The following is a 26,880-nucleotide window of genomic DNA, read 5'->3' as shown; positions in this document are numbered from 1 at the left end:
CCCTGCTGGGCGCGCTCGGCGAGACGGTGCTGGTCGTCGAGGACCTGCACTGGGTGGACGACGCCACCCGCGAGCTGCTCCTGCTGCTGGCCCGGGACGTGCCGGCGGGGCTGGCCCTGGTGCTCACCTACCGGGCCGAGGACCTGCCGCCCGACACCCCCGTCCTCGGCGCCGCCTACCGGCGCCCGGCCGGCGTGGGCGGCGCGCTGATCCGGCTCTCCCCGCTCGCCGAGGCCGAGGTCCACGAGCTGGCCCGGGCCGCGCTCGGGCCGCGCGCGACCGCGGCGCTCACCCGGGTGCTGTTCGACCGCAGCGAGGGCCTGCCGCTGGTCGCCGAGGAGGACCTGATCACGCTGGGCGAGCGGCGCGGCGCCGGCGCGCTGACCAACGCCGCGGACCTGGCCGCCGACCTGGAGCAGTCCGAGGTGCCGCGCGGCCTGCGCGACGCGGTCACCGAGCGGCTCGCGGTGCTGTCCCCGGACGCCGCCGCGATCGCCTCCGCCGCCGCGGTGCTCGGCGTGCCGGCCGGGGAGGACCTGCTCGCCGCCGTGGCCGGCCTCGATCCGCAGGCCGCCGCGGACGGCCTGACCGAGGCGCTGCGGGCGGCGGTGCTCAACGAGAAGCCGCTGGCCCGCTACGGGTTCCGGCACGTCCTGGCGCAGCAGGTGGCCTACCGCCGGCTGCCCGGGCCGCGGCGCACCGCCCTGCACCGGCGGGCGGTGGCGGCGCTGGGCGCGCGCGTGCCGCGGCCGCTGGTGCAGATCGCCCACCACACCCTGGCGCTCGGCGACCGGGCGGCCTGGCAGGAGGTGGCCGAGGCCGCCGCCGGCCAGGCGGTCGCGCTCGGGGACAGCGGCAGCGCCGGCGCCCTGCTGCGCCGGCTGCTGGACGAGCCCGACCTCGACCCGCGGCGGCGCGGGCGGGCCGCGCTCGCGCTGGCCCGGATCGCCGCCGACGGCGTGGACTCGGTGGCCAGTGCCGCGGTGCTGACCGCGATCATCGCCGACCCGCGGCTGCCGGTGCCCGACCGCGGCGAGATCCGCCTGTCGCTCGGCCTCCTGATGGCCGTGCACGGCGGGGACCGGGCCGGTTTCGCGCGGATCGAGGAGTCCCTCGACGAGTTGGAGCAGCGTCCGGACCGGGCGGCCCGGGCGATGGTGGCGCTGGCCATGAACGAGCGCGACGGCGCCGGCGAGCGCGCCTGGCAGTGGCTGGAGCGGGCCGAGCGGACCCTGGCCGCGAGCCCGGACGAGGAGGTGGCCGCCGCGGTGCGGGCCACCCGGCTGACCTTCCTCGCGCGCGAGGGCGACCCGGCGGTGTGGGCGCAGCTGGACGGGCTGCCGCGGACCTCGGAGCGGTGGGAGATCGTCCGGCAGACCACCCGCGCGCTGTACAACGTGGGTGAGATCGCCGTCGAGCTGGGCCACGACCGGCGGGCTGCGCGGTTGCTGGAGGAGAGCCGGCGCCTGGCCCGTCAGGCGGCCATCCCCTATCTGGAGTGCTACAGCCGGATCGCCCTGGTGCGGCTGGACGGTCTGGCCGGGCAGTGGGACGGGCTGGAGGAGCGGCTGGCCGCGCTGGGCGCCGAGTTCCCCGACCTCGCGATGGCCGGGGTCGAGCAGGCCCTGTTGCTGGGCCGGCTGGCCGCCGCGCGCGGGCGGCTCGCGGTGGCGCGCGCCCACTTCGCCGAGGCGGGCCCGTACGGGGAGCGGGAGTCGCAGGTGACCGGGGCGCTGCGGGCGGCGGCGGGGCTGGCGGCGCTGCAGCTGGCGGAGGGGGACGTCGCGCGGGCGGCGGCCACGCTGGCGCCGGCGCTGGCCGCACTGCGCGCGGCCGACGCCTGGCCGCGGGCCGCCGAGCTGCTGCCGGTGGCGGTCGAGGTGTTGCTGGCGGCGGGCGACCGGGCGGGCGCGGCGGAGCTGGTCGGGCAGGCGGGGGCGCACCTGGAGGGGCGGGACGCGCCGGCTCCCGGTGCGGCGCTGGCCTTCGCCCGCGGTCTGCTGCTGGCCGACGGGGACCCGGCGGGCGCGTGTGCGGAGTTCGTGCGCTCCGGTGGGCTCTGGCAGCGGATCGGCCGCCCGTACGAGGCGGCGCGGGCCGAGGAGCGGGCCGGCACGGTGTCGGCGGGGTGCGACCGGGTGGCGGCCGCGGAGCGGATCGCCGCCGCCGAGCAGGCCTACCTGGCGCTGGGCGCGGCTTCGGACGCGGCCCGCTGTCAGCGGCTGCGGCGCGAGCTGGGTCTGGGCCGGGCGGCCTCGCCGGGGCGGCGCGGCTACGGTGAGCGGCTGTCCCCGCGCGAGCGGCAGGTCGCCGCCCTGGCCGCCCAGGGTGCGGCGAACCAGGACATCGCCCGGGCGCTGTTCCTGTCGACCCGTACGGTCGAGCACCACGTGGCGAGTGCGCTGCGCAAGCTCGGCGTGGGCCGGGCGGGGCTGGGCGAGGCGCTGGCCGCCGTGGACGACGCCCCGGAGGGCGCCTCCTGAAGATTGGGGTCCCGCCCGCTCCCTCAGAGGGCGGGACCCGGTCCGGGGTCAGCCGTGCCGGTGGTGCCCGGCGCGCTCGACGAGCCGGGAGAGCCGGGCCAGGCGGGCCAGGCCCGGCCGGCGGACGCCGCTGCTGCGGCGGGCGGGCAGGACCAGCCCGGGGTCGGGGGCGGTGAAGTGCTCGTCGGCGTAGAGCCGGAGACGTTCGCGGCGGGTCATGGGCGACCTCCGGGGGGATGAGGGTCGTCGGTTCGGGCGGGCTCCAGGAAACCGGCCGGGACGGGGCGGGATCAATGCGTACCGCTACCCAATCCCGTACCGAATCCTGGGTATCCGCCGTGGCCCGTCCTCGGACGGGTCGTCAGCCCTGCCCGGCCACGGCGGCCGGCTTCCGAGACCGGTGGCGACGCGGCCCGGTGCGGCAGGGCGGGGTGGTGGGGCCGGCGGACGCGGATGGGGCCGCCACGATGCCTCGGATCTCCCGGCGCCGTGCCGAACCTCTTTCTCTACGCTGGTCGCTGGGTTGTGAGGCGGGATCGGTCTCCGGTACCGCCGCCAGGGGAGGAGTGTCCACAGTGTCGGATCTCATGCCGGGGTTGCCGCCGGGATACCGAGCGCGCCCGACCACTGCCGACGACCTCGGCGACATCCATCGCTTGGTCACGGCCTGCGAGCGGGAGCTCTACGGACAGGTGCACACCGATCTCGGCCGCGTCGCCGCCGACTTGGCCAGACCGGGTCTGGCCCCGGAGCTGGATACCCGACTGATCCACGACCGGGCAGGGCAGCTGGCCGCTCGGGCCTGGGTGAACCGGCGCTCGGAGGTGGACGTCCACCCCGAGCACCGCGGCCGCGGCCTGGGTGGTGCCCTCCTGGACTGGGCCGAGGCCCGCGGCCGGCAGACGGGTAGCACGCGAATCGTCCAGACCGTCCCGGACAACGACAGGGATGCTGTCGCGCTGCTGCGCTCGCGCGGATACGAGCCGATGGTGACCGAATGGCTGCTGGAGTTCCTCATGCCGGGGGAACCGACCGTGCCCGAGCCTCCCGCGGGCGTCACGGTCCGGCCGTTCAGGCCTGGTGACGAGCACGATGCACACCAGGTCGTCGAGGATGCCTTCGACGAATGGCAGCAGCGGCGCAAGGCCTACCAGGAGTGGGCCCGGCACACCGTCGAACGCCCCACCTTCGCCCCCGCGATGTCAGCGCTGGCGTTCGCCGATGGCCAACTGGTCGGCGTTGCGCTCTCGCTGGATCTCCCGGACACCGGCGAGGGCTACATCGAGCAGGTCGCGGTCCGCCGCGATCACCGCAACCGGGGCATCGCCCGTCTCCTGCTCCGCACCGTGTTCCGCAGCTTCCATCAGCGGGGACGGCGGGCGTGCACCCTCGGGACGCACTCGGAAACCGGCGCACTCGACCTGTACCTGAGCGTGGGGATGGGAGTCCGGCACAGCTCCACGGTCTTCCGGAAGGATCTGCCGGCGGAGTGACGATCAGTCACAAGACCGCAGTGCACGGGACTGCGGAAATCCGCGCAGCCGACTTCGAGTACTGACACGCGGTCGCCCTGTGCGGCGGTCCTCGGGTGTGCGCAGCCGTCCGCCGGGGTGGTGGCCGGGCGGGCGGCTGCGGGGCGGGGAGCCCTGGGCCCGGGTCAGTAGCGCAGGACGGCGGCGATCCGGCCGCTGTCGGCGAGGGTGTCGTCGGGGACGAAGCCGACCTGGGCGCCGGTGTCCAGGGTGCGCTCGATCACCTCGTCGACGATGTCCTCGCGGGCCCCGGTCTGGTCGGCCTCGGTGGGTACGAGGTGTTCGCCGTCGTCGCGGACGGTGGCGCGGTAGTTCTCCTCGACCACCAGGCGGGCGATCCGGCCCTGGCCGACGGCCTGCCAGACCTCGTCCAGGCCGGCCGCGAACTGCTGGACGCCGCGGGCCTTGTCGAGCTGGGCGAGGTTCTCGGCGACCTCGCGTTCGGCGTGGGCGCGCACGGCGGGCTCGACCACCTTGCGGACGGTCTCGGCGTCGGCCTGGGCGAGGCCGCCGTGCGGGAGCTGCGCGGTGGACTCCTTGGCGATCGGGCCGACGGCGTCCAGCAGGGCGAGCGCGGCGGCCTCGCCGACCGCGTACAGCGGGCGGGGGGCGGCGGCCAGCAGCTTGCCGGCCTCGGTGTCGGCCTGGCGCAGGAAGGTCTTGGTCGCCTCGTCGCGGAAGGTGCTGGGCGTGTCGCCGATCTGTTCCTGCCGCTCGGGGTCGGGGTTGTCGTAGACGCGCACCAGCGGGAAGCCGTGGTCCTTGTCCTCGGCGACCCGCTCCTCGGTGCCGCCCCACAGCACCACCTTGTCGGCGGCGACCGCGAGCACCCAGTACGGGCGCTCGGCGGCGTGTGCGGCGACCAGGTTGCGGGTCAGGAAGGTGTCGGACAGGACCACCCGGGCGGGGGCGGTGCGCCCGAGTGACCAGACCTGGTGCTCGCCGGGTGCGGCGAAGATCGCCAGGCCGTCCTCGGCGTGCACCAGGTCGACCTCCGTGAGGGCCCGGTCGAGCTGCTCCAGGACGTCGAGCCGGTCGGCGCGGGAGACCTTCGGGTCGGCCTGGACGCGTTCCTTGGACTCGGCCAGCAGGTTGCGCAGCCGGACCGGGTCCTGGGTGTTGTCCGGCTCCCGGCGGTGCGTGGGCATCAGGATCGACACCGCCGGATAGGGCCGCGGCCGGCGCAGCTCGGCGAGGACGGCGGGGCTGAGGTCGGGGCGCATGGAGACCCTTTCCGAAGGCGGTCGGCCTTCTTTCGTGGACGCGCGGGGCCTGGCACTGCTGCCAAATGTCGTCAATGTACCTATTTGCGGCTTCTTCGGCGCGCGAGCACGGTCCCGGGCCAGGGGTCTGCGGTGCGGGCGGCGGCCCGCCGGCGCCGTCCGGAGTCGGGCGGCGGCGTCGGCGGGACGCGACGGTCAGGGCCGTCGGGACGGTCAGAACTGGACGTCGGTGCAGGAGTAGAAGGCGTTGCCGGTGTCGGCGATCTCCCAGACGGCGACGATCACCTGGTGGCCGGTGCGGCCGGTGGGCAGGGTCGCGGTGTGGGTGGTGGTGGCGGCGGGCTGGCGGCCGTTGTAGGGGACGGTCAGGAACGGGGTCAGGTCCAGGGCGGCCCGGGTGATCGGCCGGCTCGCGTTGTAGCCGGGCTTGGTCAGGTAGTACGTGAAGTTCGTGGTGGAGTGCCGGGCCTCGATCTCCCAGGTGAAGGTGAGCTGCTGACCGGCCGTCACCCTGGTGGTCGGCCAGGCTCCGTTCCGGGGGTTGTCCAGCGGGGCCCAGCGGGCGTCGCCGCCGGCGCAGATGGTGCCGTCCGCCGGGCCGCGGCCCGGGAAGCCCTTGGGGCCCTCGACGCTCTGCGGCTCCCACTGGATGTCGCCGCAGTCCCACGGGACGGCGTTGGCGCCGCAGAGCGCGGAACGGCTCGGCGGCAGGTTGATGAAGCCGTGCGACTGAACCGGCAGGGCCGCCGCGATCGGCAGGACGATCGCGGCCGCGGCGGCGGCGATCAGATGGCGCTTGCGCATGGTGCTCCTCCGTGGGGGTGGATGGAGTGTGCGCCCGGCGCGGGGCGTGCGCGTGCGCGTGGGGGTGCGCACGGCGGTCCGCCGGAGACATGGCATGCCCGCGCCAGACCGGTTGCCCGACACCGTAGGATCTGCCTCCCCCTCGCGTCAATGGTCTGAACCATTTACGCCAAAGCCCTGCGAACACTGGGCAATGCCCGACACCGCACGCCCCGACCCCGCGCCCGACCCACGCGGGAAGATTAATTGCATGAGCGCTATATAAGCTCTAGCCGATATTTCAGTTCATGGCTTATCCTGTACTCAGCCACATCTGGAAGGAGGCCAGGCCCCATGACCGCCACGGACCCCGCGCTCACCGCCCTTGCCAACGGCTGGGGTGCTCTCTCCGTCCTGCACGGCCGGATCGAGTCCCACATCGAACGCGCCCTGCAGGCCAAGCACGACCTGAGCGTGCGCGAGTACTCGCTGCTCGACGTGCTCAGCCGCCAGCACGACGGTGTGGGCGGGCACCTGCAGATGAAGCAGGTGGCCGACGCGGTGGTGCTCAGCCAGAGCGCCACCACCCGCCTGGTCACCCGACTGGAGGACCGCGGGCTGCTGTCGCGCTACCTGTGCCCGACCGACCGCCGCGGCATCTACACCAACGTGAGCGAGGACGGCCTGAAGCTCCTGGAGGAGGCCAGGCCGACCAACGACGCCGCACTGCGCGAGGCGCTCGACGAGGCCGCCCGCAACCCCGAGCTGACCTCGCTGGTCCGCGCGGTCGAGGCCGTGGACGCCGCCTCGCCCGCCCGCTGACCCCGGCCGGCCCCGCACCACCACTCCCCCGGGCCCGGCCCGTCCGAACCGCACACGCGGCTCGGACGGGCCGGGCCCGGCCGCGTTCCACGGCACCCGCACGCCGCCCCCGAATCCCCGCCCCGGCGCGTCACGCCGCGCGCCCGGGGCCGTGACGCCACGCGCCCGCCCGACCCCATAGCGCATGCCCCATATCCGCGTTTGCACTTATCGCGCGCCTGCAACTATTGTGGAAGCACGCAAGGCGCTCCCTCAAGCAATCACAGAAGGGTTCGGGCCCATGCCTCTCGCTCTCATCGCCCTGGCCATCGGCGCATTCGGGATCGGGACCACCGAGTTCGTGATCATGGGCCTCCTGCCCCAGATCGCCGGCGACTACGGCGTCTCCATCCCCAACGCGGGCCTGCTGGTCACCGGCTACGCCCTCGGCGTCGTCATCGGCGCCCCGCTGATGACCGCCCTCGGCACCCGGATCAGCCGCAAGACCATGCTCATGCTGCTCATGGGCCTGTTCGTCGCCGGAAACCTGCTCTCCGCGTTCGCCCCGTCCTTCCCCGTGATGCTGGCCGGGCGCATCGTGACCTCGCTCGCCCACGGCGCCTTCTTCGGCATCGGCTCCGTCGTCGCCGCCGACCTCGTCGCCTCGCAGAAGAAGGCCGGCGCCATCGCCACCATGTTCACCGGGCTGACCATCGCCAACATCGTCGGCGTGCCGCTGGGCACCTTCATCGGCCAGGCCGTCGGCTGGCGCACCACCTTCGCCGCCGTCGCCGCACTCGGCGTGGTCGGCCTGCTCGGCATCGCCAAGCTCGTGCCCGCCGTGCCCCGCCCCGAGGGCGCCCACCTGCGCCGCGAGCTGACCGCCTTCCGCAACCCGCAGGTGCTGCTCGCGATGGCGATGACCGTGCTCGGCTTCGGCGGCGTCTTCGCCGCGATCACCTACATCGCCCCGATGATGACCACCGTCGCCGGCTACGCCGACGGCTCCGTCACCTGGCTGCTGGTGCTGTTCGGCGTCGGCATGTTCCTCGGCAACCTGCTGGGCGGGCGCTACGCCGACCGCAAGCTGATGCCGATGCTCTACACCACCCTCGGCGGACTCGCCGTGGTGCTGGCGCTGTTCACCCTCACCGCCCACAACAAGATCCTCGCCGCCGTCACCGTCCTGCTGGTCGGAGCCCTCGGCTTCGCCACCGTCCCCCCGCTCCAGAAGCGGGTCCTGGACCAGGCCCACGGCGCCCCCACCCTGGCCTCCGCCGTCAACATCGGCGCCTTCAACCTCGGCAACGCGCTGGCCGCCTGGCTCGGCGGGATCGTCATCGCCGCCGGCCTCGGCTACACCGCCCCGAACTGGGTCGGCGCCGTCCTCGCCGGAGCGGCCCTGCTGCTGGCCTTCTGGTCCGCCGCCCTGGAGCGCCGCGACCACGCCCGCGAGGCCGTCACCACGGGCGCGGCTCCCCGCCACGCCGCCCTGCACCACTGACCATCGACCTGGCCGGACCCCACCCCCACCACCGGGAGAACCACCATGAGCACCACCGCCGTCGCCCCGCTGACCACCGCCGACGCCGAAACCCTCGTCGCCGCCGCCCGTAGCGCCGCCGAGGCCGCGGACGTGACGGTCAGCATCACCGTCCTGGACGCGGGCGGCCACCTGCTCGCCTTCCGCCGCGACGACCGCGCCGTGCTGATCTCCGGCGAGACCAGCACCCGCAAGGCCTACACCGCCCTCCAGCTGAACGCCCCGACCGCCGACCTGGTCGACCTGGTCAAGCCCGACGGGCCGTTCCACTCCCTGCCCACCGCGCTGGACCGCCCGCTGCTGTTCATCGCCGGCGGCATCCCGGTCCACCGCGACGGCCGGCTGATCGGCGCCATCGGCGTCGGCGGCGGCGCCCCCGAACAGGACCACTCCTTCGCCACCGCCGCCCTCGCCGAGCTCGCCCGATGAGCGCCGCGACCCGCAGCCCGCAGGAGGTCTTCGCCGACCACGGCGAGCGCCTGGGCACCGGCGACCTCGACCTGGTCAGCGGCAACTACACCGAGGACGCCGTCGCCGTCACCCCGGCCGGCACCTTCCACGGCCGGGCCGGCATCCGGCAGGCCCTCGGCCGGCTGCTGGCCGACCTGCCCGACGCCGACTGGCAGCTCACCCCCCGCTTCGCCGGCGAGGTGCTGCTCCTGCACTGGAGCGCCACCACCCCTGAGCGCGAGGTCGCCGACGGCGTCGACACCTTCGTCTTCCGCGACGGCCTCATCAGCGCCCAGACCGTCCACTACACCCTCACCGACCGCACCGCCCGAAGGAGCCCGCGACCATGACCACCCCCGGCGTCCCCACCGTGAAGCTGAACAACGGCGTCGAGATCCCCCAGCTCGGCTTCGGCGTCTTCCAGGTCCCCGACGAGCAGACCACCGCCGCCGTCGCCTCCGCCCTCCAGGCCGGCTACCGCAGCATCGACACCGCCGCCATCTACGGCAACGAGACCGGCGTCGGCCGCGCCCTGGCCGCCTCCGGCGTGGCCCGCGAGGACCTGTTCGTCACCACCAAGCTGTGGAACGCCGACCAGGGCTACGACGCCACCCTGCGCGCCTTCGACGCCAGCCTCGCCAAGCTCGGCCTGGACTACGCCGACCTCTACCTCATCCACTGGCCCACCCCGGCCCGCGACCTCTACCTGGACTCCTGGCGCGCCATCGAGCGCCTCGCCGAGGAGGGCCGCATCCGCGCCGCCGGCGTGTCCAACTTCCAGCCCGCCCACCTCCAGCGCCTGCTGGACAACAGCTCGCTGGTGCCCGCCGTCAACCAGGTCGAGCTGCACCCCGGCCTCCAGCAGGCCGAGCTGCGCGCCTTCCACGCCAAGCACGGCATCGCCACCGAGGCCTGGAGCCCGCTCGCCCAGGGCGCCGTCCTGGACGACCCGGCGATCACCGCCATCGCCCGGCGCACCGGCAAGTCCCCCGCCCAGGTCGTCCTGCGCTGGCACCTGCAGCTGGGCAACATCGTCATCCCCAAGTCGGTCACCCCGGCCCGCATCCGGCAGAACCTCGACGTCTTCGACTTCGAGCTGACCGAGCAGGACATGGCCGCCGTCGCCGCCACCGACCGCGGCCTGCGCACCGGCCCGCACCCGGACCAGTTCAACTGATCCGGCCCGCCCCACCACTTCCGTCCCGGGCGGTCGCACCGCCGCCCGGGACGGGCCCTTGCCCCCAAGGACCCGCCATGGCACTGCCCCACCCCGCACTCGCCCGACTGGCCCCCGCCGACGGCCGGCTGACCATCGGCCTGGAACTGCCCCTGGACAACGACTGGGGCCAGGACCGCGGCCGGGCCGACCACGAGGTGGGCCGTCCCTTCGGCGTCCCCGACCTCGCCGAGCACGCCCGCCTCGCCCGACTCGCCGACCGCCTCGGCTTCGCCGCCCTGTGGGTGCGCGACGTCCCGCTCTACGACCCCGTCCAGTTCGGCGACGCCGGCAGCGTCTTCGAGACCTTCACCCACCTCGGCCACCTCGCCGCCCTCACCCACGACGCGGTCCTCGCCACCGGCGCGGTCGTGCTGCCGCTGCGCGAGCCGCTGCTGGTCGCCAAGGCCGCCGCCACCGTCGACGTGCTCTCCGGTGGCCGCCTGCTGCTCGGTCTGGCCAGCGGCGACCGCCCCGTGGAGTACCCGCTGTTCGAGCGCGACTTCCACAACCGCGGCCAGGCCTTCCGCACCGGCGTCGAGACCCTGCGCGCCGCTTGGCGGCCCGGCCCGCTGGAACTGCCCGCCGCAGGCCTCGGCGCCGAGCGCCGACTGGAGGTCCTGCCCCGGCCGGTCCACCCCGCGGGCATCCCGATCGCCGTCGCCGGCGGCGCCCAGCAGAGCCCCGAGTGGATCGCCGAGCACGCCGACGCCTCCCTCGACTACCCGCGCGACCCGAACGCGCTGCGCCTGCGGATGCGCCAGTGGCGCGACCTCGCCGGCGACAAGCCCTACCTGACCCCGATGGTGCTCACCCTCGCCGAGGACCCCGCCACCGCGCCGCGCCCCGTCCGGCTCGGCCTCAGCACCGGGCGCACCGCCCTGATCGAGTACCTGGAGCTGATGTCCGAGCTCGGCGTCGCCCACGTCTCCTTCAACCTGCGCCCCAACGACCGCCCCGTCGACGAGCTGCTGCAGGAACTCGCCGAGGAGGTCCTGCCCCGCTTCGCCACCCCCGCCGCCGTCGCCGAACAGCGCGGCTGAGCCGGGCGATTTCCGCCGTGGGTGGACGCGGCCGGGCCCGCCCGGGCGCGGAGGCTCGGACGGGCCCGGGCGGGGCCGAAGAGGTCAGCCGGTGACGGGGCGGGTGTCGAGGCGGATGTGGTCGACGGCCCAGTACCAGTTGTTGCCGGCGTCGTACATGCGGAACTTGAGGGTCACCGAGCGGGCTCCGGCCGGGACGGCGAAGCTGCGGGTGATCCGGGTGTTCTGCGCGTCCTTGCCGGCGTTGTCGTTGCCGGTGGCGTCGGAGCTGTAGGCCAGCAGGCGGGTCTCGGTGCCGTTGTCGAAGACGGCGGTGACGGAGGCCTTCTGCGGGGCTTCCTGGCGGTAGTGGGAGTCGAAGGCGAGGTGGAGGGTGTCGGTGCCGGCCGGGATGGTGACGGCGGGCGAGACCAGGGTGGAGTCGAAGACGCCCTTGCGGGAGGGCGAGCCGGTGTCGTCCCAGTCGTCGGGGTCGGCGACGGCGACGACGCCCAGGGCGCGGGTGAAGTTGCCGCGGTCCTGGGCTCCGAGGGCGGCCCATTCGCGCTTGGTGTGGAAGGTCCAGCCCTGGAGGCGGACGGTGCCCTGCGGCATGGCGGGGGCGTTGACCACCGACCAGCCCTTGGGGGCCTGGGCGGTCCAGCCGAGCAGGCCGGCCTCGGGCCGCAGGGCGTCGGCGAGGGACTCGAAGTCCTCGTCGAGGAGGTGGCCGGTCATCACCGGGGCGGGGCGGGCGGCGAGTTCGCCGTCGGCGACGGCGAAGCGGCCGTCGGCCTGGGCGCGGGCGGTGACCAGCAGGCGGTGGGTGGCGGTGGCGGGCAGCTGGGCGGGCGGGGTGACCTGCCAGACGGCGGTGGCACTGGCGCCGGCGGCGAGCTTGTCGGGCGCGGCGACGACGGCGGTGGCCGTCCAGCCGGGCGGGAGCAGCGGCTGGGCCTCCAGGCGGGTGAGGGCGGTGGTGGCGGTGAGGGTGGCGGTGACCGTGGCGGGGCGCCCGGGCAGCAGGACGGGTTCGTCGATGGTGGCGGAGGCGGCGCCGAGGGCGAGGTTCACGGTGAGCGGGTCGGCCAGGCCGAGGGCCGGGTCGGTGACGGTGCGGTCGTCCCAGGGGAAGCGGCCGGCGATGCGGCGGCGGAAGCCGAGCTCGCCCTGGACGCCGACGGCGACGTCGTACCAGCCCTCGGGGCCGACCTTGAGGTTGACGGTGCGGTCGTCGCCGGCCGCCACCCGCACCTCGCGCAGGCCGTCGCCGTAGGCGAGGTCGCCGACCAGGAAGGTCTGGGCGGTGCGCGAGCGGTTGATGACGTCGACCTCCAGCACCTTGCCGTCGCTCTCCTCGGAGAGCGAGATCTCGTAGGCGGAGGTGGTGTCGCCGCGCAGGTGCCACAGGGCGCCGTTGGGGCCGTGGACGCGCAGGTCGTAGCCGGCGGGGCCGACCTTCCAGACGTCCGAGAGGCGGCTCTTGGCGGCCACGGTGTAGTGCTTGGGGGCCTCGCCGGGGGCGGGGTAGACGGCGAAGACGGCGCCCTGGCGGCCCTGGTTGACGAAGTCGACGGTCAGTTCGTCGCCCTTGAGGCGGGGCTTGACGAGCAGGTTGTACGGGGCGGGGCGGGAGGAGCGGGTGCCGCGCTCCTGCTGGGGGAAGGTCTGCGGGCTGGGCACGGTGGGGGTGGGGAGCTTGCCGGTGTCGATGACCTTCTGGCGGTTGCCGCTGGTGTCGGGCAGCTGCGGCCAGGCGGGGTTGCGGCCGGAGAAGTCGAAGACATTGGTGAGGTCGCCGCAGACCGCGCGCCGCCAGGGGCTGATGTTGGGCTCCTGGACGCCGAAGCGCTGTTCCAGGAAGCGCAGGACGGAGGTGTGGTCGTAGACGGTGGAGTCGACGACGCCGCCGCGGGTCCACGGCGAGACGACGACCATCGGCACCCGCACGCCCAGGCCCATCGGGTAGGGGCCGGAGACCAGGGTCTCGCCGGCCGGGAGGGTGTCGGACCAGGTGAGGGTTCCGTCGGCGGCCTTGACCCGGTACTTGCCGTCCTGGCTCACCACCCGGTGGTAGGTGGAGGAGCCCTTGCTGACGCGGACGACGACCTCGCCGTCGACCGGGACGTTGGACTTGCCGCGGCCGTCGGCCAGCGGCGGGACGGGCGGCAGCTGGTGGTCGAAGAAGCCGCCGTGCTCGTCGTAGTTGAGGATGAAGACGGTCTTCTGGAACACCTCGGGTTTGGCGGCGAGCGCGGAGAGCAGCCGGGAGGTGAGGTGCTCGCCGTTCGGCGGCGCGTAGTTGGCGTGCTCGGACAGCGCGGCGGGGGCGACGATCCAGGAGACCTGCGGGAGGCGGTCGGCCTGGACGTCGGCGGTGAAGGCCTCGACCAGGGCGTCGCCCATGGCGAACGGGTCGTTCTTCTTGGCCGGGTCGCCGACGGCGCGCATGCCGCGCTCGTACAGCGGCTCACCGGGCCTGGCCTTGACGAAGGGGGCGAACCAGGCGAGGGCGTTGTCGTCGAAGTTGTCGATGGCCTGGTAGGTCTTCCAGCTGACGCCGGCCTGCTCCAGGCGCTCGGCGTAGGTGGTCCACTCGTAGCCGCCGGGGATCTCGGTGTTGTCGGTCACCGGGGTGTCCCGGACGGTGCCGCCGCTGGTGCCGGTCATCAGGTGGTCGCGGTTGGTGTTGGTGTTGCACTGCACGGAGGCGTAGTAGGCGTCGCAGACCGTGAACACCGAGGCGAGGGCGTGGTAGAAGGGCATGTCGGCGGACTCGTAGTAGCCCTGGCCGAGCCAGCCGGAGGAGCGGCGGGTGACGGAGCCGTCGGCGCGGCCGTCGTTCCAGGCGTTCATGGAGTCGCCGTAGCCGAAGGAGGGGGCGCCCTGCTGGTAGGCGTTGGTGTGGGCGGCGTTCATCGCGAAGGGCAGCAGGTAGCCCTCCTTGCGGCCGGGGTCGGGCTGGTGGAACACCGAACGGCCGTCGACGCCGCGCACGGCGGTGCGGTCGCCGAAGCCCCGCACGCCCGCCAGGGTGCCGAAGTAGTGGTCGAAGGCGCGGTTCTCCTGCATGAACACCACGACGTGCTGGATGTCCGCCAGCCGTCCGGGCCGGGCCGGTGCGGCGAGCGCCTGCTGGACGCTGGTCGGGAGGGCGGACAGCACCGCGGCCGCCGCCGCGCCGCCGAGGATGCTGCGGCGCGACAGTTCGGGCTTCGGACTCATGGGGGTGGGGCTCCTTGCTGACGGACCGCGGGTCTTCGGTACGGGGGCCGGCCGCGCGGTTCGGACCGGACCCGTTATGTGTACGAGACCGAAGTGGACGCAGCCGTGGTGTCCGATGACCGGCCGATGACCGGCGGGAGACTCCGAGCTGTACAGACAACTTGACGCCAGTTGATCAAGCAGTTGACCGATCAACCACGCCGGACCGGTGCGCGCAGCCGGGGTGTCGCACCGCGCGCCGTGGGCAGACGCGCGGTGTGAATCCGATCGAGCGGGGCCTGCGCGCCGTGGACGGCTTCCAGCAGCGCCACCGGGCCCCCGGCCTGGTGGTCGGCGTCGTGCGCAAGTACGGGGACGACCGGGGCGGGCTGCTGTCCGCCCTGATCACCTACTACGGCTTCGTCGCGCTGATCCCGCTGCTGCTCCTGCTCAGCACCGTCCTCGGCTTCGCCCTGCACGGCCACCCCGGGGCGCAGCGCGCGGTGCTGGACTCCGCGCTCGCCGACTTCCCGATCATCGGCGACCAGCTGCGCCAGAACGTCCACTCCCTGCAGGGCAACGGCCTGGCCCTGGTGATCGGCGCGCTCGGCCTGCTGTACGGGGCGCTGGGCATCGCGCAGGTCCTGCAGCACGCCATGGCCGAGGTCTGGAACGTGCCGGGGGTGAAGCGGCCCGGCTACTGGCCGCGGCTGGCGCGCAGCGTGCTGCTGTTCGCGGTGCTGGGCAGCGGGCTGGTGCTGGGCACCGCCGCCGCCTCGCTGGTCGGCGCCACGCTGGCCGGGCCGGCCGCCCGGATCGGGGGCCTGGTCGTCTCGGCGCTGGCGAACGCCGCCTTGTGCCTGGCCTGCTTCCGGGTGCTCACCCCGCGCGAGGTTCCGCTGCGGGCGCTGTGGCCGGGCTGCGCGCTCGCCGGGCCGCTGTTCACCGTCCTCCAGGCGACCGGCTCGTTGCTGGTCGCCCACGAGCTGCGCCACGCGAGCCAGGTCTACGGGTTCTTCGCGACGGTGATCGGGCTGCTGTTCTGGCTCTACCTGGCCGCGCAGGTCACCGTGTACGCGGCCGAGGTCGACGTCGTGCTCGCCCGGCGGCTGTGGCCGCGCAGTCTGCTGCAGCCGCCGCTGACGGACGCCGACCAGGCGGTGCTGTCCTCGGTCGCCCGGCAGGAGGAGCGCCGGCCCGAGCAGCGGGTCGACGTCTCGTTCCACGACGGGCCGTCCCCGCCCGGTGAGCCCGAGGGCCCGGACGGGGACGGCGGGCAGGGCGGCGGGGACGGCGGGGAGAACGACGGGGACGGCGACAGCGGCGGCAGGTGACGGCCCTGGTCACGCCCTGTGCGGGGGACGGGGATCATGGAGCGGTGCGCTCCGGCGCCCCGGTGCTCTGACATCCCGTCAACGAGAAAGCGGTGCCCTCCTCGTGATCCCCGCCGTGCCCGACCCGACCGTGCTGCACCCCTTCCCCGAGCAGCCGCGGGTGGTCCTCCTCAAGCCGCTGGTCACCTCGCCGCTGATCGAGGTGGGCGAGTACTCGTACTACGACGACCCGGACGACCCGACGGCGTTCGAGACCCGCAACGTGCTGTACCACTACGGGCCGGAGAAGCTCGTCATCGGCAGGTTCTGCGCCTTCGCCACAGGGGTGCGGTTCGTCATGAACGGCGCGAACCACCGGATGGACGGGCCCTCCACCTTCCCCTTCCCGATCATGGGCGGCGCCTGGGCCGAGCACGTCGACCTGATCACCGGCCTGCCCGGGCGCGGCGACACCGTGATCGGCCACGACGTGTGGCTCGGCTACCGCACCACCGTCATGCCCGGGGTGCGCATCGGCCACGGCGCGATCGTCGCCGCCGGATCCGTCGTCACCTCCGACGTCCCCGACTTCGCCGTCGTCGGCGGCAACCCGGCCGAGGTGATCCGGCTGCGCCACGACGAGGCCGACATCGCCCGCCTGCTGGACCTCGCCTGGTGGGACTGGCCCGTCGAGCACCTCACCCGCCACCTGCGCACCGTCATGTCCGGCACCGTCGACGAGCTCGCGGCCGCCGCCCCCGGAGTCTGAGGGGCGGCGGACGGGGGTGGCCCGTCCGGCCGACCCGCCGCCCTCAGGCCGTGGAGTGGTGGAGCCTGCGGGCGGCGGTGCGGATGGCGAGGGTGTACGGGGCGTCGAGGGCGCGGGTGCGGGCGTCGAGGTCGTGGAAGGGCACCAGGGCCTTGTGGGTGTCGTCGGTCGTCTGGGTCCAGGCCGTCCAGGCGTTGTGGACGTCCTCGTCGGTGACCTGTTCGCCCTTGGCCTGGAGCAGCACGGCGTAGATGCGGAAGAGGTCGTCGGAGCCCGCGGGAGGTCTGGCCTCGGAGGGCAGGCAGGCGCGGATCAGGTCGGCGATGGGATCGAGGTGGCTCATACGGCCAGTGTGCCGGTGGCCAGTGTGCCGGTCAGCAGGATCAGATGGGCCACCGCGAATATCATCGGCACGAGCCGTTCCGTGGTGCCGAGTTCGGTGTAGTGCCGGTGCCGGCGGCCGGGCGCCGCGCTGTTCCTGAGGACGTCCCACTCCTCGGTGTAGATCCGCGCGGACAGTTTCTCCTCCAGGCTGTTGATGACCTGGAACTTGGCGCCGTTGAGGTCCCGGTAGCTGCGCAGCTGCATCCACCAGGCCCCGGAGAGGGTGATGCCGGCCAGTGCGACGGCCGTCGGCACCCACCACGGGGATTCGGAGAGCTTGGGTATGCCGAAGCCGATCAGGGTGACCAGCGCGGTCTGCACGGACAGGAAGAAGGTGTTGGCGCTGCCGCGTCGGGCCGAGACCCGGTCGGCCATCTCCACGGCGAGCTTGTACAGCTCCAGCAGCTCGTACTGACGGTCCGGCTCCGGCGGTGTGGTCATCGCAAAGCCCCCTCGGGCCGATGGTGTGCCGGTTTCGCCCGCTGCCCGGGCTCTCCCCGATGGGTGCATCCTTCCCGCCGGGACGGGCCGTCAGTGCTGCGCGCCGGCCATGGCCGTCGCGGCGGCGGCCACGGCGGCGCTGCCGGCCGACAGGGCGCGCAGGGCCGCGCCGGCCTGCGACTCGCCCTCCCCGTACTGGTGGTCGCGGGCGGTGCGCAGGGCGGCGCCGAGGTGGAGCGCGGCCTCCTCCGGGTGGCCGGTGGCGGCGAGCGCGCGGCCGTAGAGGGTCTGGAGGACCACCCGGCGGGTGACCGGGAAGGGGGGTTCGGCGACGGCCAGGCCGTGGGCGGCGTGGTGGGCGGCCTCCTCGGGGGCGCCGGCGGCCAGGCACTCGTGGGCCAGGTGCTGGCGGGCGAGGGCCACCAGGTCGGCGCGGTCGGCCCGTTCGGCCAGGGACAGGGCCCGTACCAGCAGGCCGCGGACCCGGGCGCGGCCGGCGTGGTCGCCGTGGCGGGCGAGGGCGACGGCGAGGTTGACCAGGGCGACGGCCTGGGCGGTGCCGTCGCCGGCCCGGGCGGCGAGGTCGGGGGCGCGCTCCAGGTGGACGAGGGCCTGTTCGGGGCGGCCCTCCTCCAGCAGGACCCAGCCCAACAGGGCCCGGGCGCGGGACTGGGCGCCGGGGTCGCGGTCGGCCTCGGCGGCGGCCAGGCCGTGTTCGAGCAGCGGCGCCCAGCCGTCCCGGACCTGCCAGACGATCAGCGGCCACTGGAGCAGCACCAGGCGCCAGGCGCGGTCGTGCAGTCCGGCGGCGACCGCCGCCTCGACCGCGCCGCGCAGGGTGTCGCGTTCGGCGGCGTACCAGGCGAGCGCGCTCGCCCGGTCGGGGAAGGGGCGGACGTCGGCGGGGCGGCGGGTGCCGGGCGGCAGGGTGCAGCACGGTTCGCTGCCCGGTTCGGCGGCGGCGCAGGCGGTGAGGAGGGTGTTGAGCAGGTGGTCGAGCAGGCGGGGCAGCACCTGGGTGTCGGTGTCGCCGGGCAGGCTGCGGGCGTAGAGGCGGACCAGGTCGTGCAGGGTGTAGGCGTCCCGGCCGATCTGGACGATCAGGTGGGCGGCGGCCAGTCGGGCCAGCGCGTCGGCGGCCTCGTCGGGGCGACAGCCCGCCAGGGCGGCGGCGGTACGGCTGTCGAGGGTGGCGCCGGTGTGGGCGCCGAGGCGGCGGAACATCCGGTGGGCGGGTTCGCTCAGGTGCTGGACGGTCAGGGCGAGGGCGGCGGCGACGCTGGTGTCCTCGACGTCGAGGAGGTCCAGGCGGTCCTGTTCGTCTGCGAGTTCGTCGGCGAGGGCGGCCAGCGCGCGGGCGGGGCCGGTGGCGAGGCGGGCGGCGGCCAGCCGCAGGGCCAGCGGCAGGCCGTCGCACAGTCGGGCCAGGCGGGCGGCGGCCTCGGGTTCGGCGGCGACCGGGTCGGGGCCGAGGGTGGCGGCGAGCAGGCTGACGGACTGCGGGGAGGAGAGTTCGGCGAGCGGGACGGGGCGGGCGGCGTCGGAGGCGACCAGGCCGCCGAGCCGGTCGCGGCTGGTGACCAGGGTGACGCAGTCGTCGCCGTCGGGCAGCAGCGGGCGGACCTGCTCGGAACGGCGGGCGTTGTCCAGCACGATCAGCATCCGGCGGGTGGCCGTCAGTTCGCGGTAGCGGGCGGCCATCGCCCCGGGGGTGGCGGGCATCTGCTCGGCGGGCAGGCCGAGGGCGAGCAGCAGTTCGCGCAGGACGGCGGCGGTGGAGCGTTCGGGCAGCGGGCTGTGGCCGCACAGGTCGACGAAGAGCCGGCCGTCGGGGAAGTCCTGGTGGCGGCGGTGGGCCCAGTACAGGGCGAGGGTGGTCTTGCCGATGCCGGCGCCGCCGGTGAGCACGGCGACGGCGCCGGGGGCGGCGGTGGCCCGGTCGAGCGCGGCCAGTTCGTCCTCCCGGCCGGCGAAGCCGCGCGGGCGGCGGGGGAAGGAGCAGGGGATGTGCTGGTGCCCGGGGCCGGCGGCGGGTGCGGGCGCGGGCGTGGGCGCGGGCCGCTGGTCGGGGACGGAGGCGGGTGCGGGCCGTACGGGGACGGGCGGCGCGGGGACGGGCGGCGCGGGCGCGGGCCGCTGGTCGGGGACGGAGGCCAGACCGCCGACGGTGGGGACCCGCGCGGGCGGGACGCGGTCAGGCGGCTCCTGGTCACCGGGAAGCCGCGCGGGCGGCACCCGGTCGGACCGGCTCGGCGGGGCGTCGGCGTGCAGCAGGCGGTCGTAGGCCCCGGTGAGTTCCGGCCCGGGGTCGATGCCGAGTTCCTCGGCCAGGGCCCGGCGGGTGCGGTGGAACCAGTCCAGGGCCTCCGAGCGGCGCCCCGCCCGGCCGAGGGCGTGCATGAGTTCGGCGACCAGCGGTTCCCGCAGCGGGTTGGCGGTGGCCTCGGCGTGCAGCAGGTTCGCGGCCGTGCCGTGGTCGCCGAGCCGGCCGTGGGCGCGGGCCAGTTCCCCGGCGGCGGCCAGCCGCTGTTCTTCCAGGGTCCGGGCGGCGCACTGCAGTGGCAGGCCGGCGGTGGTGCCGGCGAGGGCGGGGCCGCGCCACAGGGCGAGTGCCTCGCGCAGGGCGGCGGCGGCCTCGCGGGCGTCGTCCAGGGAGCGGGCACGGGCCACCAGGTGTTCGAACCGGACGGTGTCCACCGCCAGGTCGGGCACCCGCAGCAGGTAGGCGCCGTTGTCGGTGACGAGTTCGATGCCGGCGGCGGGGGCGTCGTGGGCGGTGAGCAGGGCGCGCAGCCCGGAGACGTGGTTGTGGATGACGGTGCGTGAGTGCCGGGGCGGCGCCTCGTCCCAGAGGGTCTCGGTGAGCCGCTCGACGGTGACCGGTGCTCCGGGGTTCAGCAGCAGCATGGCCAGCAGGCTGCGGCGTTTGGCCGATCCGGCCGGAAGTTCCCGGCCGTCCGCGGCCACCACGGCCACCGAGCCCAGCAGTCGGAACTCCACGCACCCCCCTCAGGTGAATCTGACAAGCATATGACAGCAGGCGTTCTGTCGATCAAGGAACGTCGCCCGGCCCCGCCTCGTCCGAGGACTGCCGGGTGCCGGCGTCGCCGTCGATGTGGAGACTCCCGGCAGGCGACGAAAGGTTGCTTCCCGCGCCGGCGCTCTCGTGCCGCAGGGGCCGTGGACGTGGACGGTCAGGGAGGTCCCGGTGCGACCGCCGCGGCGCGGGGGCGGTGGCCGTAAGATCCCGACAGCATCAGGCCCCGCCCGACCCTGCCCACACGTATCCGCAGCTCACGCGCGGGCCGTGTGATCGCCGGGGCACCCGGTGGCCACCACAATGGTGCGGACAGTTCTTCGGAAGTACAGAGAAAGCGAAACCTCACCATGGATCTCGGCGTGCGCTGGAAGCTGCACGGTGACGGGCGCACGCCCGCACCGGGGGCGGTGGTCCGTCCCGACGAACGGCTCTCCTGGCCCCGCACGGTAGGGCTCGGCGCCCAGCACGTGGTGGCGATGTTCGGGGCGAGCTTCGTGGCGCCCGTGCTGATGGGGCTCGACCCGAACCTCGCGATCATGATGTCCGGCGTGGCGACCGTGATCTTCCTGCTGGCCACCAAGGGCCGGGTGCCCAGCTACCTGGGCTGCTCGCTGTCCTTCGTGGGCGTGGCCGCGGTGATCCGGGCGCAGGGCGGCACCAGCGCGACGGTGACCGGCGCGGTGTTCGTGGTGGGCGTGGTGCTGTTCCTGGTGGGTGTGGCGGTCCAGCGGTTCGGGGCGCGCATCATCCACGCCACGATGCCGCCGATCGTCACCGGCGCGGTGGTCATGCTGATCGGCTTCAACCTCGCCCCGGTGACCGCCTCGGTGTACTGGCCGCAGGATCAGTGGACGGCGCTGCTGGTGATGCTGTTCACCGGTCTGGCCGTGGTGTGCCTGCGCGGATTCTGGTCGCGGGTGGCGATCTTCCTGGGGCTGCTGTTCGGCTACGGGATCTCCTGGCTGTTCGACCAGGTCTTCGGGAAGATCCACTCGGTGGACGCGGGCGGGCACCTGACCGACCACTGGCGTCTGGACCTGTCGGGCGTCGGCAAGGCGGACTGGATCGGCCTGCCGACCTTCCACGGCCCGTCCTTCCAGTGGTCGGCGATCCTGGTCGCACTGCCCGTGGTGATCGCGCTGGTCGCGGAGAACGCCGGGCACGTCAAGGCGGTCGGTGAGATGACCGGCACGAACCTGGACGACAAGCTGGGCACCGCGATCTCGGCGGACGGCGTCGGCTCCATGCTCTCCACCGCGGTCGGCGGCCCGCCGAACACCACGTACTCGGAGAACATCGGCGTCATGGCCGCCACCCGGGTCTACTCGACGGCCGCCTACTGGTGCGCCGCCGGATTCGCGCTGCTGTTCGGCCTGTGCCCGAAGTTCGGCGCGATCGTGGCCGCGATCCCCGGCGGGGTGCTCGGCGGCATCACCGTGATCCTGTACGGCATGATCGGCCTGCTCGGTGCGCAGATCTGGACCAAGTCCCAGGTGGACCTGCGCAACCCGCTGAACCTGGTGCCGGCCGCGGCGGGCATCATCATCGGCATCGGCAACGTGACGCTGAAGTTCACCGACACGTTCAGCCTCAGCGGCATCGCGCTCGGCACGCTGGTCGTCATCACCGGCTACCACGCGCTGCGGGCGCTGGCCCCCGCGCACCTCAAGACCCAGGAGCCGCTGCTGGACGAGGGCACCTCCTCGTACGACGAGGGCTCCGAGGAACCGCGCAACCCGTAACGGACGGGGCCGGGTTCGGGTTCAGGTCGGGAGGACGGCCGGCGGAAGTGTCCGAAAAGGATCTTCCGCCGGCCGTTCCGTCTGGCCGTGCGGGCCGGTCGGTGGTCGAATCACTGCTCGCTCGTATCGGCCACTCATCCTCCCGGGAGAGGCATGTCCCTTCTGACCCACCGCCGCAAGGCCGCCGCCGCGGCCGTCGCCCTCGGCACGTTCGCGATCACCTGCGCCGGGGTGACGCCCAGCAGCGCGGCCGGCCAGGTCCTGTGGACCCCGAGCACCAGCACGGGCCCGTCCTCGTTCAAGGCGGTCCAGTGCGCGACCGGCAACTTCGGGGTGGTGAAGGACTCCGTGAAGGGCAGCGTGTGGCGGGCCTTCCAGGCGGCCGGGGAGGAGCGCTGCGAGACGCTCAGCCCGGACCTGAAGGAGGGCGACACGTTCTACCTGGGCTGGTCGTCCAAGGTGGACGTCAAGGACACCAACAGCCGGTACGTCTTCCAGCTGAAGTGCTCCCCGAGCACCGACACGGCCAACCACCCGATCGAGATCGACATCGTCAACGGGCGCGTCCGCCTCCAGGAGTGGGACACCGCCCACGTGGCGCACTCCCTGTGGACCGCGCAGACGGCCAACAACACATGGCACTCGTACGCGCTGAAGATCCGCCTGGGCCGGACGGACGGCACGATCGACTTCTGGTTCGACGGCGTGAAGCAGACGTTCACCACCGGCTCGGGCACCTTCAAGGGAACCACCTGGGACGGCGACCGGAACTACCTGAAGTGGGGCTCGTACCACCCGTCCACGGGGGACGCGACGAACACCTTCACCAGCCCGGTCATGGCCACGACCCTGGAGGCGGCCACCGCCGGCTCGTAAGGGACCAGGGACGAAACCGCAGGCCCGGACCGCGAACGGTCCGGGCCTGCGGTTTCAGGCCGTCATGCGGGCAGCGCCATACGGCTGAGCCGCACCCGACACGGCACCGATCACCCCGGCGTCGGGCGGAGGAGGTGGATAACTGTGTTCTGCCACGCCCTCAGATGAGTCGCCCGCCCTCATACCGTGGCCTGGAAACGTGCCCGGCGTGCCCGGGGCGCGGGGAGGCCGCGACAGCCGCCGCCCGCGGGTGGGGGTTGTCCCGGACGATGCCGTCACCGGACGGCCGAGCGGGTTGGCTCACCGACCCGCTCGGAGGATTGATGCACGTATCCCGTGCCTTGCGTTCGATCGTCGCCGTCGCCTCGATGGGAGCCGCGCTGGTGGCCGCCCCGGCGTGGTCCGCCACGCCCGCCACCACAGCCGTACCCAAGCCGGCCGGCCACACGCAGGCTCCTCGGTCCCCTGACTCCGGACCCGCGCTGCACCATGACACCTCGCCGCCGTTGCGTGACCTGTGGCAGGGGCACGGAGAGCGCCGGTCCACCCCCGGCGCCGTGTCCCCCGGAGAGGTGCGGGAGCCGTCCCCCACCGAGGCCGCCCGTCCGGATCAGGTGGTGCAGGACCGCGACGGCAGCCGGGGCCCGATCCGGTTGGACGTCAGTTTCGACGGCATCCGGGAAGCCGGGGGCGTCCCGCCCGACCCCAACGCCTCGGTGGGCTCCCGCCAGATCGTGGAGATCACCAACTACGACCTCGCGGTGTACTCCAAGACCGGTGCCACGGAGCTGGGGCCGCTGACGACCCAGACCCTGTTCAGAGGGTTCGGCGGACCGTGCGAGACCGCTCAGAACGTCGACATCGGGGATCCCGTGGTCCGCTGGGACTCCCTGGCCCACCGCTGGATCCTCAACCAGTTCGCCCTCGACCGGACAGGCGACACGAACCGGCTGTGCGTGGCCGTCTCCACCAGCGAGGACGCCACCGGCGCGTACTACCGGTACGAGTTCGGGTACCGGCACTTCATCGACCACCCGAAGGTCGCGGTGTGGCCGGACGCCTACTACGCGACCTTCACCGGCGCCGGGACGGTCTTCGAGGCGTGCGCCTGGGACCGGCACCGGATGCTGCGGGGAGCCGACGCCGACCAGCAGTGCTACGACGTCCCGGTACCCTCCTTCCCGCTCGGCTCCGACCTCGACGGCTCGACCCCTCCCCCGCAGGGCCGGCCCAACCTGCTGCTCGCCCTCGACCCGGCCGGCGACAGCCTGCAGTACTGGCGGTTCCACGTCGACTGGGCGGACCAGACCCGCACCGCCGTCACGGGCCCGGGAGAGCTGCCGGTGGCCCCCTACACCCCGGCCTGCCAGAGCACCGATCCCACCCAGTGCGTGCCCCAGGCCGGTACCACCCAGAAACTGGACTCGCTCTCCTACTCCGCCATGTACCGGCTCGCCTACCGCAACTTCGGCGACCACCAGTCCCTGGTCGTCAACCACGCGGTCGACGCACCCGGCGGCGTGGGGGTGCGCTGGTACGAACTGCGGCTGGACCACGACCGACCGGTCGTCCATCAGCAGAGCACCTACGCTCCGGGGTCCATGTACCGGTGGATGGGCTCCGCGGCCCAGGACAGGGAGGGCAACATCGCCCTGGGATACTCGACGTCGTCCTCCCAGGACCACCCCTCGATCAGCGTCACCGGACGCCTCGCGCGCGACCCGCGGAACGTGATGACGTTCCGGGAGACCACCGTGTGGACCGGCACAGGCTCCCAGACCGGGAGCAACCGCTGGGGTGACTACACCTCCATGGCGATCGACCCGGTGGACAACTGCACGTTCTGGTACACCAACCAGTACCAACCGGCCGACGGCACCGGAAACTGGAACACCCGTATCGCCTCCTTCCGGCTCTCCGACTGCTGCGACCCCCACCACGGGTGACGCCCTCGGCGGACGGCACACAGCCGTCCGCCCCGGGCCCCCTCTACCTGAAGTAGGGCTCGCACCACCCCTCCACGGGGGACGCGACGAACACCTTCACCAGCCCGGTCATGGCGACGACGCTGGAGGCGGCCACCGCCGGCTCGTGACCGTCGACTCGTGAAAACCCCCCGGCCCGGACCGCGTGGATGCGGTCCGGGCCTGCGCTTCAGGCGCGTGCGGAAGCCGGTCGGGGCCTGCGACGGGTCAGCAGTACTTGAAGGAGCTGATCTTGTCGTTGATCCACGACGGGACCGAGGACCACCGCTCACGAGGGCCGATCTTGAACTCCAGGCCGGTGTACCAGTTGTTCTCGTAGAAGCAGATGCTGCTCCCCGTGTTGTTCACCACGGACGAGGCGACGTCCTGCATCCCATCCCACAGGGCTCCGTTGCGCTCCAGCTTGCCCATGTCACCGATGTTCTGGTCCGAGGCGATCGACCCGAACTTGTGGTCGGGGCCACCGGCGACGTAACCGTAGTCGGACCACAGGCAGACGTAGTTGGCGGGGCACGCTCCGGCGCCCTGCCCGAGGCCGAGGATCGTGTTGGCGCTGGCGGAGCCCGCCACGGTCACGACCAGCCCGACGGCGGCGGCCGCGCACAGGCCGAGCCTGGTCATCTTCTGGGAAAGCTTCATGACGATCCGTTCAGGTCGAAGAAGAGGGGAAGGGACGGTCAGCAGTACTTGAAGGAGCTGATCTTGTCGTTGATCCACGACGGGACGTAGGGCCAGTGCTCCCCGGGGCCGATCTTGAACTCCAGGCCGGTGTACCAGTTGTTCTCGTAGAAGCAGATGCTGCTCCTGGTGTTGTTCAGCACCGAGGAGGTGACGTCCTGCATGCCCTTGTCCCCGCCGGAGTCGTGCTGGAGCTTGCCCATGTCGCCGGTGTTCTGGTTCGCCGCGAAGGAGCCGAACTTGCTGTTGTTGACGAAGCTGCCCTCGATGAAGTTGGACTCCGACCACAGGCAGACGTAGCCGTCGGGGCACGACCCGGCCCCGTGGCCGAGGTAGAAGACATTGGTGGCGCTCGCGGAGGTCGCCCCGGTCACGATCAAACCGGCAGCGGCGGCGGCGCACAGGCCGAGCTTGGCCAGGTTCCTGGAGAACTTCATGACGATCCGTTCAGGTCAAAGAAGGGAAGGGGAAGGGAGGGGGGCAGGTCAGCAGAACTTGAAGGAGCTGATCTTGTCGTTGATCCACGACGGGACCGAGGCCCACTGCTCCCGGGGGCCGATCCTGAACTCCAAGCCGCCGTAGTTGGTGTTCTCGTAGAAGCAGATGCTGCTCCCGGTGTTGTTCACGACCGAGGAGGCCTCGTCCGCCATGCCCTTCCAGCGCCAGAGCTTGCTCTCGAACTTGAACTGCGCCAGGTCCGGGATGTTCTCGTTCGCGCCCACGGCCCCGTAGTCGACCCCACCCTTCGGGTTCCCCACGATGAAGTTGTTCTCGCTCCACAGGCAGACCCAGTTGGCGGGGCACTTGCCGGGGCCGGTCGAGATCGTGGTGAGGACGTCGGCGCTCGCACTCGTCGTCGTGGCGGCGAGCACCCCGGCCACTGTGGCAGCACCCAGCGCGAGCCTCGTCGCCATTCGCCGCAGGTTCATCATGATCTCCTCTGCTCTCCAACTGCCAGGGGGGCGCTCCGACGTTTCGCTTGCGGAGCACCACCACTGTGGCGGCGAGGGCACAGGGGAGGCATCAGCCATCTGACTGCATGTGGAACCCTGTGGCGGCGGCGAGGGCACAGGGGAGACATCAGCCATCTGACTGCATGTGGAACCGACGCCGGCGGCGCAGTCGGCTTCCCGGCGGCGGCGTCCTCGGCGTCGGTTCAGACGTCGCCGAACTCGCCGCTGCGGACGGCGGCGACGAAGGACTTCCAGGCCTCGGAGGGGAAGAGGAGGGACGGCCCGTCGGGATCCTTGGAGTCGCGGACCCTGCCCGGGTGCGCGTCGTCCACCTCGATGCAGTTGCCACCGTTGTTGCTGTGCGTGCTCTTGCGCCACGCGGCGCCGGCCAGGTCGGGCTTCAGAGCGCTCATGGCCCTTGCCTGCCCTCCCCCGTGTAGGC

24 protein-coding genes are annotated in these 26,880 nt (G+C 73.3%); 13 read left to right on the top strand and 11 right to left on the bottom strand.

The annotated features are described in order from the left end of the window. On the top strand, nucleotides 1-2,483 hold a 2,483-nt coding region (locus tag ACFU7Y_RS12135; protein ID WP_380767699.1), incomplete at its 5' end, for an ATP-binding protein. Between the two features lie 48 nt (nucleotides 2,484-2,531). Here ACFU7Y_RS12135 and ACFU7Y_RS12130 read toward each other — a convergent pair. After that, nucleotides 2,532-2,702 (bottom strand): hypothetical protein, encoded by a 171-nt coding sequence (locus ACFU7Y_RS12130; protein WP_224284457.1) that lies wholly within the window; start codon nucleotides 2,700-2,702, stop codon nucleotides 2,532-2,534. Nucleotides 2,703-3,058: 356 nt separating this feature from the next. Here ACFU7Y_RS12130 and ACFU7Y_RS12125 point away from each other — a divergent pair, with 356 nt between their 5' ends. After that, the gene (locus ACFU7Y_RS12125) at nucleotides 3,059-3,976 is read left to right on the top strand and encodes a GNAT family N-acetyltransferase (protein ID WP_380767697.1); all 918 of its coding nucleotides are present in this window, start codon (nucleotides 3,059-3,061) and stop codon (nucleotides 3,974-3,976) included. Nucleotides 3,977-4,140: 164 nt separating this feature from the next. Here the strand turns inward: ACFU7Y_RS12125 and ACFU7Y_RS12120 are convergent, their stop codons facing one another. After that, complete coding sequence (locus tag ACFU7Y_RS12120; RefSeq protein ID WP_380767695.1) at nucleotides 4,141-5,238, bottom strand: chemotaxis protein; 1,098 nt, start codon at nucleotides 5,236-5,238, stop codon at nucleotides 4,141-4,143. A gap of 213 nt (nucleotides 5,239-5,451) precedes the next feature. After that, nucleotides 5,452-6,042 (bottom strand): lytic polysaccharide monooxygenase, encoded by a 591-nt coding sequence (locus tag ACFU7Y_RS12115; RefSeq protein ID WP_224284454.1) that lies wholly within the window; start codon nucleotides 6,040-6,042, stop codon nucleotides 5,452-5,454. A 333-nt stretch (nucleotides 6,043-6,375) separates the two neighbouring features. Here ACFU7Y_RS12115 and ACFU7Y_RS12110 point away from each other — a divergent pair, with 333 nt between their 5' ends. The 6 genes from ACFU7Y_RS12110 (at nucleotide 6,376) to ACFU7Y_RS12085 (ending at nucleotide 11,074) form a co-directional block, all read left to right on the top strand. Continuing rightward, nucleotides 6,376-6,843, top strand: a complete 468-nt coding sequence (locus ACFU7Y_RS12110) for a MarR family winged helix-turn-helix transcriptional regulator (protein ID WP_380767693.1) — start codon at nucleotides 6,376-6,378, stop codon at nucleotides 6,841-6,843. A gap of 280 nt (nucleotides 6,844-7,123) precedes the next feature. Then, nucleotides 7,124-8,326 carry an MFS transporter gene (locus tag ACFU7Y_RS12105; protein ID WP_380767691.1) on the top strand — a complete coding sequence of 401 codons (1,203 nt, stop codon included), beginning with the start codon at nucleotides 7,124-7,126 and terminating at the stop codon, nucleotides 8,324-8,326. A 45-nt stretch (nucleotides 8,327-8,371) separates the two neighbouring features. Then, nucleotides 8,372-8,794, top strand: a complete 423-nt coding sequence (locus ACFU7Y_RS12100; RefSeq protein WP_380767689.1) for a heme-binding protein — start codon at nucleotides 8,372-8,374, stop codon at nucleotides 8,792-8,794. After that, entirely contained in the window at nucleotides 8,791-9,165 is a 375-nt protein-coding gene (locus ACFU7Y_RS12095) for a nuclear transport factor 2 family protein (RefSeq protein WP_380767687.1), read from the top strand. Before ACFU7Y_RS12100 ends, ACFU7Y_RS12095 begins: the two co-directional genes overlap by 4 nt. Continuing rightward, a complete protein-coding gene (locus ACFU7Y_RS12090) occupies nucleotides 9,162-9,992 on the top strand; it encodes an aldo/keto reductase (RefSeq protein WP_224282434.1) in 831 nt (276 codons plus the stop codon). The genes ACFU7Y_RS12095 and ACFU7Y_RS12090 overlap by 4 nt, the downstream gene beginning before the upstream one ends. A gap of 77 nt (nucleotides 9,993-10,069) precedes the next feature. After that, complete coding sequence (locus ACFU7Y_RS12085; protein WP_380767685.1) at nucleotides 10,070-11,074, top strand: TIGR03571 family LLM class oxidoreductase; 1,005 nt, start codon at nucleotides 10,070-10,072, stop codon at nucleotides 11,072-11,074. A gap of 84 nt (nucleotides 11,075-11,158) precedes the next feature. Here the strand turns inward: ACFU7Y_RS12085 and ACFU7Y_RS12080 are convergent, their stop codons facing one another. Then, nucleotides 11,159-14,278 carry a phosphocholine-specific phospholipase C gene (locus ACFU7Y_RS12080; RefSeq protein ID WP_380767683.1) on the bottom strand — a complete coding sequence of 1,040 codons (3,120 nt, stop codon included), beginning with the start codon at nucleotides 14,276-14,278 and terminating at the stop codon, nucleotides 11,159-11,161. Between the two features lie 257 nt (nucleotides 14,279-14,535). Here ACFU7Y_RS12080 and ACFU7Y_RS12075 point away from each other — a divergent pair, with 257 nt between their 5' ends. Both ACFU7Y_RS12075 and ACFU7Y_RS12070 read left to right on the top strand, forming a co-directional pair. Beyond that, nucleotides 14,536-15,591 (top strand): YihY/virulence factor BrkB family protein, encoded by a 1,056-nt coding sequence (locus tag ACFU7Y_RS12075; RefSeq protein ID WP_224282437.1) that lies wholly within the window; start codon nucleotides 14,536-14,538, stop codon nucleotides 15,589-15,591. 106 nt (nucleotides 15,592-15,697) lie between these two features. After that, the gene (locus ACFU7Y_RS12070) at nucleotides 15,698-16,339 is read left to right on the top strand and encodes a CatB-related O-acetyltransferase (protein WP_224282441.1); all 642 of its coding nucleotides are present in this window, start codon (nucleotides 15,698-15,700) and stop codon (nucleotides 16,337-16,339) included. 43 nt (nucleotides 16,340-16,382) lie between these two features. Here ACFU7Y_RS12070 and ACFU7Y_RS12065 read toward each other — a convergent pair whose 3' ends face one another. The 3 genes from ACFU7Y_RS12065 to ACFU7Y_RS12055 all read right to left on the bottom strand — a co-directional run bounded on the left by ACFU7Y_RS12065 (nucleotide 16,383) and on the right by ACFU7Y_RS12055 (nucleotide 20,164). Then, nucleotides 16,383-16,682, bottom strand: coding sequence for a hypothetical protein (locus ACFU7Y_RS12065; RefSeq protein ID WP_224282438.1), 300 nt, complete (start codon nucleotides 16,680-16,682; stop codon nucleotides 16,383-16,385). Next, nucleotides 16,679-17,164 carry a hypothetical protein gene (locus tag ACFU7Y_RS12060; RefSeq protein WP_224282439.1) on the bottom strand — a complete coding sequence of 162 codons (486 nt, stop codon included), beginning with the start codon at nucleotides 17,162-17,164 and terminating at the stop codon, nucleotides 16,679-16,681. Before ACFU7Y_RS12060 ends, ACFU7Y_RS12065 begins: the two co-directional genes overlap by 4 nt. Before the next feature lie 90 nt (nucleotides 17,165-17,254). Then, the gene (locus ACFU7Y_RS12055; RefSeq protein WP_380767680.1) at nucleotides 17,255-20,164 is read right to left on the bottom strand and encodes a BTAD domain-containing putative transcriptional regulator; all 2,910 of its coding nucleotides are present in this window, start codon (nucleotides 20,162-20,164) and stop codon (nucleotides 17,255-17,257) included. Nucleotides 20,165-20,551: 387 nt separating this feature from the next. On the opposite strand from ACFU7Y_RS12055, the gene ACFU7Y_RS12050 reads away from it, so the two are divergent. The 3 genes from ACFU7Y_RS12050 to ACFU7Y_RS12040 all read left to right on the top strand — a co-directional run bounded on the left by ACFU7Y_RS12050 (nucleotide 20,552) and on the right by ACFU7Y_RS12040 (nucleotide 24,768). After that, a complete protein-coding gene (locus ACFU7Y_RS12050) occupies nucleotides 20,552-21,946 on the top strand; it encodes a uracil-xanthine permease family protein (protein WP_224282079.1) in 1,395 nt (464 codons plus the stop codon). Nucleotides 21,947-22,099: 153 nt separating this feature from the next. Further along, the gene (locus ACFU7Y_RS12045) at nucleotides 22,100-22,822 is read left to right on the top strand and encodes a heparin lyase I family protein (RefSeq protein ID WP_224282078.1); all 723 of its coding nucleotides are present in this window, start codon (nucleotides 22,100-22,102) and stop codon (nucleotides 22,820-22,822) included. A gap of 323 nt (nucleotides 22,823-23,145) precedes the next feature. Next, on the top strand, nucleotides 23,146-24,768 hold the full coding sequence (locus ACFU7Y_RS12040; RefSeq protein ID WP_380767678.1) for a hypothetical protein: 1,623 nt from the start codon (nucleotides 23,146-23,148) through the stop codon (nucleotides 24,766-24,768). Between the two features lie 246 nt (nucleotides 24,769-25,014). Here ACFU7Y_RS12040 and ACFU7Y_RS12035 read toward each other — a convergent pair whose 3' ends face one another. The 4 genes from ACFU7Y_RS12035 to ACFU7Y_RS12020 form a co-directional block, all read right to left on the bottom strand. Then, nucleotides 25,015-25,446: a peptidase inhibitor family I36 protein gene (locus ACFU7Y_RS12035; protein WP_224282076.1), complete on the bottom strand. Its 432-nt coding sequence runs from the start codon at nucleotides 25,444-25,446 to the stop codon at nucleotides 25,015-25,017. Between the two features lie 38 nt (nucleotides 25,447-25,484). Further along, nucleotides 25,485-25,922, bottom strand: coding sequence for a peptidase inhibitor family I36 protein (locus ACFU7Y_RS12030; RefSeq protein WP_224282075.1), 438 nt, complete (start codon nucleotides 25,920-25,922; stop codon nucleotides 25,485-25,487). Nucleotides 25,923-25,970: 48 nt separating this feature from the next. Next, a complete protein-coding gene (locus ACFU7Y_RS12025; protein ID WP_224282074.1) occupies nucleotides 25,971-26,399 on the bottom strand; it encodes a peptidase inhibitor family I36 protein in 429 nt (142 codons plus the stop codon). A 242-nt stretch (nucleotides 26,400-26,641) separates the two neighbouring features. Next, the gene (locus ACFU7Y_RS12020; protein WP_224282073.1) at nucleotides 26,642-26,851 is read right to left on the bottom strand and encodes a DUF397 domain-containing protein; all 210 of its coding nucleotides are present in this window, start codon (nucleotides 26,849-26,851) and stop codon (nucleotides 26,642-26,644) included. Nucleotides 26,852-26,880: the final 29 nt, after the last annotated feature.

This window comes from Kitasatospora sp. NPDC057542 (genome assembly GCF_042801945.1).
Classification (GTDB): Bacteria; Actinomycetota; Actinomycetes; order Streptomycetales; family Streptomycetaceae; genus Kitasatospora.
The sequence above is the reverse complement of the archived record's forward strand: the minus strand, read 5'-3'. Positions and strand labels throughout refer to the sequence as shown.

What these genes read in the sequence shown, in the direction of transcription:
- ACFU7Y_RS12130 (WP_224284457.1), bottom strand. Translation starts at nt 2,702, where the DNA reads ATGACCCGCCGCGAACGTCTCCGGCTCTACGCCGACGAGCACTTCACC.
- ACFU7Y_RS12120 (WP_380767695.1), bottom strand. Translation starts at nt 5,238, where the DNA reads ATGCGCCCCGACCTCAGCCCCGCCGTCCTCGCCGAGCTGCGCCGGCCG.
- ACFU7Y_RS12115 (WP_224284454.1), bottom strand. Translation starts at nt 6,042, where the DNA reads ATGCGCAAGCGCCATCTGATCGCCGCCGCCGCGGCCGCGATCGTCCTG.
- ACFU7Y_RS12110 (WP_380767693.1), top strand. Translation starts at nt 6,376, where the DNA reads ATGACCGCCACGGACCCCGCGCTCACCGCCCTTGCCAACGGCTGGGGT.
- ACFU7Y_RS12105 (WP_380767691.1), top strand. Translation starts at nt 7,124, where the DNA reads ATGCCTCTCGCTCTCATCGCCCTGGCCATCGGCGCATTCGGGATCGGG.
- ACFU7Y_RS12100 (WP_380767689.1), top strand. Translation starts at nt 8,372, where the DNA reads ATGAGCACCACCGCCGTCGCCCCGCTGACCACCGCCGACGCCGAAACC.
- ACFU7Y_RS12095 (WP_380767687.1), top strand. Translation starts at nt 8,791, where the DNA reads ATGAGCGCCGCGACCCGCAGCCCGCAGGAGGTCTTCGCCGACCACGGC.
- ACFU7Y_RS12090 (WP_224282434.1), top strand. Translation starts at nt 9,162, where the DNA reads ATGACCACCCCCGGCGTCCCCACCGTGAAGCTGAACAACGGCGTCGAG.
- ACFU7Y_RS12085 (WP_380767685.1), top strand. Translation starts at nt 10,070, where the DNA reads ATGGCACTGCCCCACCCCGCACTCGCCCGACTGGCCCCCGCCGACGGC.
- ACFU7Y_RS12080 (WP_380767683.1), bottom strand. Translation starts at nt 14,278, where the DNA reads ATGAGTCCGAAGCCCGAACTGTCGCGCCGCAGCATCCTCGGCGGCGCG.
- ACFU7Y_RS12065 (WP_224282438.1), bottom strand. Translation starts at nt 16,682, where the DNA reads ATGAGCCACCTCGATCCCATCGCCGACCTGATCCGCGCCTGCCTGCCC.
- ACFU7Y_RS12060 (WP_224282439.1), bottom strand. Translation starts at nt 17,164, where the DNA reads ATGACCACACCGCCGGAGCCGGACCGTCAGTACGAGCTGCTGGAGCTG.
- ACFU7Y_RS12050 (WP_224282079.1), top strand. Translation starts at nt 20,552, where the DNA reads ATGGATCTCGGCGTGCGCTGGAAGCTGCACGGTGACGGGCGCACGCCC.
- ACFU7Y_RS12045 (WP_224282078.1), top strand. Translation starts at nt 22,100, where the DNA reads ATGTCCCTTCTGACCCACCGCCGCAAGGCCGCCGCCGCGGCCGTCGCC.
- ACFU7Y_RS12040 (WP_380767678.1), top strand. Translation starts at nt 23,146, where the DNA reads ATGCACGTATCCCGTGCCTTGCGTTCGATCGTCGCCGTCGCCTCGATG.
- ACFU7Y_RS12035 (WP_224282076.1), bottom strand. Translation starts at nt 25,446, where the DNA reads ATGAAGCTTTCCCAGAAGATGACCAGGCTCGGCCTGTGCGCGGCCGCC.
- ACFU7Y_RS12030 (WP_224282075.1), bottom strand. Translation starts at nt 25,922, where the DNA reads ATGAAGTTCTCCAGGAACCTGGCCAAGCTCGGCCTGTGCGCCGCCGCC.
- ACFU7Y_RS12025 (WP_224282074.1), bottom strand. Translation starts at nt 26,399, where the DNA reads ATGGCGACGAGGCTCGCGCTGGGTGCTGCCACAGTGGCCGGGGTGCTC.
- ACFU7Y_RS12020 (WP_224282073.1), bottom strand. Translation starts at nt 26,851, where the DNA reads ATGAGCGCTCTGAAGCCCGACCTGGCCGGCGCCGCGTGGCGCAAGAGC.